Raw genomic sequence first — 5,590 nt, 5'->3', positions numbered from 1 at the left:
GCGTCGCCGGCCTGCGCGTACACGGCGGTGGCGCCCATGCCGACGATCGCCAGGCCCGCCAGCACGGCCAGGGTCCGGGTGCGCATCACTGCGCGCTCCAGTCGAGCGACGAGCCAGTCTGCACCGGGCTGCGTGCGCCGTCGACCTCGATCGCCCAGTCATGCAGCGCGCCCTCGACGATACGGACGCGATAGCCCTCGCCGTCGCGGGTCACCGTGCCGCGGGCCGCGATCGTGCCGTCCACCGCGGCGACCACGAAGGGCGCGGTCGCGCCCTTGTCCAGCGCGAAGACCCGCAGCACCACGCCGCGCGCGTAGTCGTAGTCCGGGCGTTCGGTCTCCTGGCCCCAGGGCAGCACGGTGTTCGGCGCGACGTAGAGCGGCAGGCTCATGAAGTCGTGCGTCTCCCGGCGCCAGCGGCCGCCGTCGACGACCTCGCCGCTGAGCAGGTGGGTCCAGCGGCCCGCCGGCAGGTAGACATCGACCTCGCCGCTGTCGGTGAACACCGGCGCCACCAGCAGCGCGTCGCCCAGGTGGAACTGGCGGTCCAGGGTCGCGCAGGCCGGATCGTCCGGGAACTCCAGCACCGGCGCGCGCATCGTCGGCACGCCGGTCTCGCTCGCGGCGATCGCGGTCGCGTAGAGGTAGGGCATCAGCTGGTGCTTCAGGCGGGTGAAGCGTTGCAGCACCACGCAGCTTTCCTCGTCGACCAGCCAGGGCACGCGGTAGAAGCTGCTGCCGTGCAGCCGGCTGTGCGAGGACAGCAGGCCGAACTGGATCCAGCGCTTGTAGACGGCCGGCGGCGGATTGCCCTCGAAGCCGCCGATGTCGTGGCTCCAGAAGGCGAAGCCGCAGGACGTCAGCGAGAGGCCGCCACGCAGGCTTTCCGCCATCGATTCGAAGTTGGACCAGCAGTCGCCGCCCCAGTGCACCGGGAAGCGCTGGCCCGAGGCGTAGGTCGAGCGCGCGAAGACGACCGCGTCGCTGCCCTGCACCTCCTGCAGCAGCTCGAAGACGGCCTCGTTGTATTGCAGCGCGTAGAGGTTGTGCATCTCGACCGGATCGGAGCCGTCGAAGTAGACGACGTCCTTGTCGGGGATGCGCTCGCCGAAGTCGGTCTTGAAGCAGTCCACGCCCATCGCCAGCAGCCGGCGCAGGTGGCCCTGGTACCAGCCTTGGCGGCGGGGTTGGTGAAGTCGACGATGGCCATGCCGGGCTGCCAGAGGTCGGTCTGCCAGGTCAGGCCGTTGGCGCGCTTGATGAAGTAGCCCTCGCGCACGCCCTCGGCGAAGAGCGGCGAGCGCTGCGCGACGTAGGGGTTGATCCAGAGGCTGATCTTCAGCCCCTTGGCGCGCAGCCGCGCGAGCATGCCCTCGGGATCGGGGAAGCCGCGACGGTCCCATTCGAAGTCGCACCACTGGAACTCGCGCATCCAGAAGCAGTCGAAGTGGAAGACGCTGAGCGGCAGCTCGCGGCGCGCCATCTCGTCGATGAAGTGCGTGGCGGTGGCCTCGTCGTACTGGGTCGTGAACGAGGTCGTCATCCACAGCCCGAAGGTCCAGGCCGGCGGCAGCGGCGCGCGGCCGGTCAGCTCGGTCAGGCGCGCGACGGCGGCCTTGGGCGTGGGCCCGGCGATGACGCAGTAGTCCAGGGTCTCGCCCTCGCGGCTGAACTGCACGCGCGAGGTCTTCTCCGACGCGACCTCGAAGGACACCGGGCCCGCCTCGTTGACCAGCACGCCGTAGCCGCGGCTGCTCAGGTAGAAGGGCACGCTCTTGTAGGCCTGCTCGCAGGCGGTGCCGCCGTCCTTGTTGGTGTTCTCGACGGTCTGGCCGTTCTTGACCCAGGGCGTGAAGCGCTCGCCCAGGCCGTAGACGTACTCGCCCACCGCCAGCGTCAGCTGCTCATGGACGTAGTTGGCCTTGCCGGCCCATTGCAGGTAGCCGAGCGAGCGCCAGTCGCTGCGCGTGAGCACCTTGTCGCCCTCGCGGAAGGTCAGGCCGTAGCCCTCGCCCTTCTTGACGTCGACCGACAGCGGGCCGGAGGTGACGGTCACCAGCTTGTCGGTCTCGGTGACCTGCAGCGCCGGCGAGGTCGCGCCGACCATGGGCACGTGCAGGCGCGGCGCCTGGGAGGCGCTGAAGTGCTCGACGCTGACGCGGATCACGCCCGGCAGCGGCGAGCGCAGCGTGACGGTCAGCGTCGGGCCTTGCAGCGTGTCGCCGCGGTGCTTGATGGGGCGCGTGGTGACCAGCAGAACGACGCGGTCGTCGTGGATGTCCACGGCATAGGTCTCGGTGGCGTAATGGGCCGAGACGCCAGGCTGCAGCAGCCATTGCCCGTCGGTGAACTTCATGGGGATCCTTCTCGTCTTCCTGTCGGTGACTCGTCATGGCGGCCGTCGGCGGCCGCCGGTCTGCATGCGAGCGGCGCCGGCGCGGCGCCGCTTCATCGTTTCATCGCGCGGCCGGCTCCAGCGTCACCAGCACCACGTCATGCGAGCGCATCGGCACCGTCTCGCGATGGCGGCCGTCGCGCCCGACGCGCACGGTGCGCTCGCGCTCCGGCTTGTCGGTGGTCAGCGCCTGCAGCTTCGCCAACTGCTCGGCGGACAGGTTGCCCGGTTTGCCGAGTTTCAGCCAGGCGGTGTACGCGTCGTTGGCCTCGAAGCCGACGCGGTACTGGCGCAGCGTGTAGACGCCGGGCTTGAGGCCCTGCCAGCGCAGCGTGGCGGGGGCGAGCTTCGTGGCCGGGAGCACCTGGGTGAAATAAGGCCGGTTGCTGGTCTGCTGGTCCGGCAGCCGCCAGTCCCAGACCAGCGCGGCGACCTTGCCATCGTCGACCGCGGCAAGCGCGCTGCTGTCCTTGAGCGGCACGTCGCGGCCGGTCAGCTGCTTCAGGTACTTGTAGGCGAAGTAGGCCGGCTTGCGCACGCCTTCGCGCGTCAGCAGGCCGAAGCCGCCGTGGAAGGGGGTGGGCGGCGGACCGGGCTCCTCGAACAGGTCGCTGTAGGTCCAGTAGCTCATCGCCTGGGCGTAGCCCCGCGTCAGGCGCAGCTTCTCCAGGATGTAGGGCGCGCTGAGGTAGGCGTCGTGGACGGGATCGCGCGGGTTGTAGCTGGCGCTCCACTCGGTGATGTAGAGCGGCAGGCCGGGGAAGGGCGAGGCTTCGATCTCGCCGCGCACGCGTTTCACGTCGCCGATGATCGTGTCCGGCGAGCGCGACAGCTTGTTGTCGTCCTGGCCGAATTCGTCGAGGAAGCCGCCGTCCACGCCATAGGTGTGGGTGGTGACGAAGTCGACGGGGACGTTCTTCTCCTTGCAGAAGGCCAGGAAGGGCACGACCCAGGCGGCGCCCGCGGTCGCCGGACCGCCGACCTTCAGCTGCGGATCGACCGCCTTCAGCGCCCGGGCGCTGCGGGCGTAGAGGTCGAAGTAGGCGGTCTGGTCGGCGCGTTCCCAGAAGCCATCGAGGTTGGGCTCGTTCCAGACCTCGAAGGGCCATTGGCGCACTTCCTCGGCGCCGTAGCGCGCGATGAGGTGGCGCGCGAAGGCGTCGACCAGCGCGACCCAGGGCTCAGCCTGCGGATGCGAGGTGTTGCCCTTCCAGTAGAAGATGGTCTGCGGCGAGGTGGCCATCGCGTCCGGCGTGAAGCCGAGTTCGACGAAGGGCTTGATGCCCTTGGCCAGCAGCGCGTCGTAGAGCGTGTCGATGCGGCCGAAGTCGAATTGGAGACGGCCGTCGGCGCCTTTGGTCACGGTCTTCAGCGCGTCGTGGAAGATCGCGTGGAAGCGGATGGTGCGGAAGCCGAGCTCGTCGACGGCGGTCTTGAGCTGGGCCTGGCTGTCGTCGCGGATCAGGGTGCCGGGGAAGTCGGCGCCGACGGCGTAATCGAAGCTGCGATCGACCGGGCCGGCGGCCTGGCGCAGGTCGACGTCGATGGCACGGCCGGGCTTGGCGGCCGGTCCGGCGCTCCAGGCGGCCATCGGGGCGAGCGCGAGCGTCAGCGCGGCCATCTTGCGTCTCGAGAGGGTGAGCGACATGGGTTGAAGTCCGGAGGGGGTCAGGCGGGAAGCCCGCGGTAGCGGAAGCGGCGGAAGCGCACCTCGCCCTGGCCGGCGCTGAACAGCGCCAGCTTCAGGCTCAGGAAGCCGCCGAAGACGTTGTGATGGAAGCCCGAGACCTCCATCTGCCAGGGGTGTTGCGTCCAGTCCTTGCCATCGGGCGAGGTGTGGAAGGTGACGACGTTCTCGCGGTTGGTGAGCCGTAGGTGCAGCACGCGCGGCCCGGTGGTCGCCGGCAGCTTGTGCCGCATCCAGCCGATCTCCTGGCTGTAGTTGTAGGTCAGCATCTCCTGCGCGTTCGCGCCGATGCCGGCGAAGCCGCGGCCGTCGTAGAAGAGCGCCAGGCCGCCGTGGGCGTCGCCGGGGATCTCCATCTCGACGCTGGCCTCGTAGCTGCGGTCGCCGATCAGGCAGGTCAGAGGCGAGCAGTCGGCCAGCGAGGTCCCCTTGGCCTTCAGGACCAAGCTGCGGTCGCGTCGCGAGACGCGTTCGCCGTCCTTCGCGTCGGGCGCGAAGAGCGTCCATTGGACGCCCATGCGGTCGGTGCTGAAGTCGTCGGAGAGGTCGAAGCCGGCCTGCGAGGGCCGGCCGCCGCGCGGCTTGGGCAGCGGCCGCGCGAGCGTGCCGCCGCGTGCCTTCAGCCAGCCGTCCTTCGTCCATTCGACCGGCTCGAGCAGCGTCTGGCGGCCCAGCGTGCGCATGCCGTTCTCATAGCCGTGATAGACCATCCACCAGTCGCCGGCGGGGCCTTCGACCACGCTGGCATGGCCGCGCGACCACCAGGGCTCGTCGGCGCTCTGGGTGCGGACGATGGGGTTGTGGGGCGAGTCCTCCCACGGTCCGTGGATCGAGCGCGAGCGGGCCAGCGTCACCATGTGGCTGGTCGGCGGGCCGGAGGTGCCGCCGACGGCGGCGATCAGGTAGAACCACTCGCCGCGGCGGAAGATCTTCGGGCCCTCGGGGGCGAACATCTCCACCACCCAGTCCTTGGGGTACTGCCAGGGCGTATAGGCCGGCTCGAGCTGGCCGATGGTGGACAGGCCATCGTCGCTGAGGCGGATGCGGCGCACGCCGTTGACGAACAGGTAGCGCTTGCCGTCCTCGCCGACGGCGTGGCCCGGGTCGATGCAGTCGCCCAGGTGGAGGTCCACCGGATCGCTCCAGGGGCCGCGGATGTTGTCGGCGTGGATGACGTGGATCTTGGAGCCGTTCTCCTGCATCGCGGGGATGTAGATGAAGTAGCGGCCGTCGTGCTTGACCAGGTCCATCGCCCAGACGGCGCCGATCGGCTGTTTCAGCGCGGCGGTGATGGGGGTCCAGTTCACCAGGTCGGTCGAGTGCCAGATCACGACGCCCGGGTAGGAGGTGAACGAGGAGAAGGTCAGGTAGTAGTCGCTGCCGTCCTTGAGCAGCGTGGGGTCGGGGCGGTCGCCGGGACGATGGGGTTGCGGTAGGTGCCGTTGCCGAGATCGGCCTTGCGCTGGCCTTCGCGGCCGACGCCGAAGGACGGGGGGGCGCGAAGAGGCG

Annotated in this window: 3 protein-coding genes and 1 pseudogene; all 4 read right to left on the bottom strand. The window is 69.7% G+C overall.

Features of this window, described 5'->3' with window-relative positions:
• Positions 1-85 precede the first annotated feature (85 nt).
• Positions 86-598 (bottom strand): hypothetical protein, encoded by a 513-nt coding sequence (locus tag FUT87_RS31620; RefSeq protein WP_404935369.1) that lies wholly within the window; start codon positions 596-598, stop codon positions 86-88.
• A gap of 96 nt (positions 599-694) precedes the next feature.
• A pseudogene (yicI, locus tag FUT87_RS30430) lies at positions 695-2,355 on the bottom strand (alpha-xylosidase); the annotation flags it as partial.
• A 100-nt stretch (positions 2,356-2,455) separates the two neighbouring features.
• Entirely contained in the window at positions 2,456-4,042 is a 1,587-nt protein-coding gene (locus FUT87_RS07100) for a GH39 family glycosyl hydrolase (protein WP_255511712.1), read from the bottom strand.
• Between the two features lie 20 nt (positions 4,043-4,062).
• A partial coding sequence (locus FUT87_RS07095; RefSeq protein ID WP_255511711.1) for a family 43 glycosylhydrolase occupies positions 4,063-5,590 on the bottom strand: 1,528 nt, incomplete at its 5' end.

The sequence above is a fragment of the Mitsuaria sp. TWR114 genome, from assembly GCF_007997345.1.
Note: the sequence above shows the minus strand (reverse complement) of the source record. Positions and strands in the feature narration are given on the sequence as shown.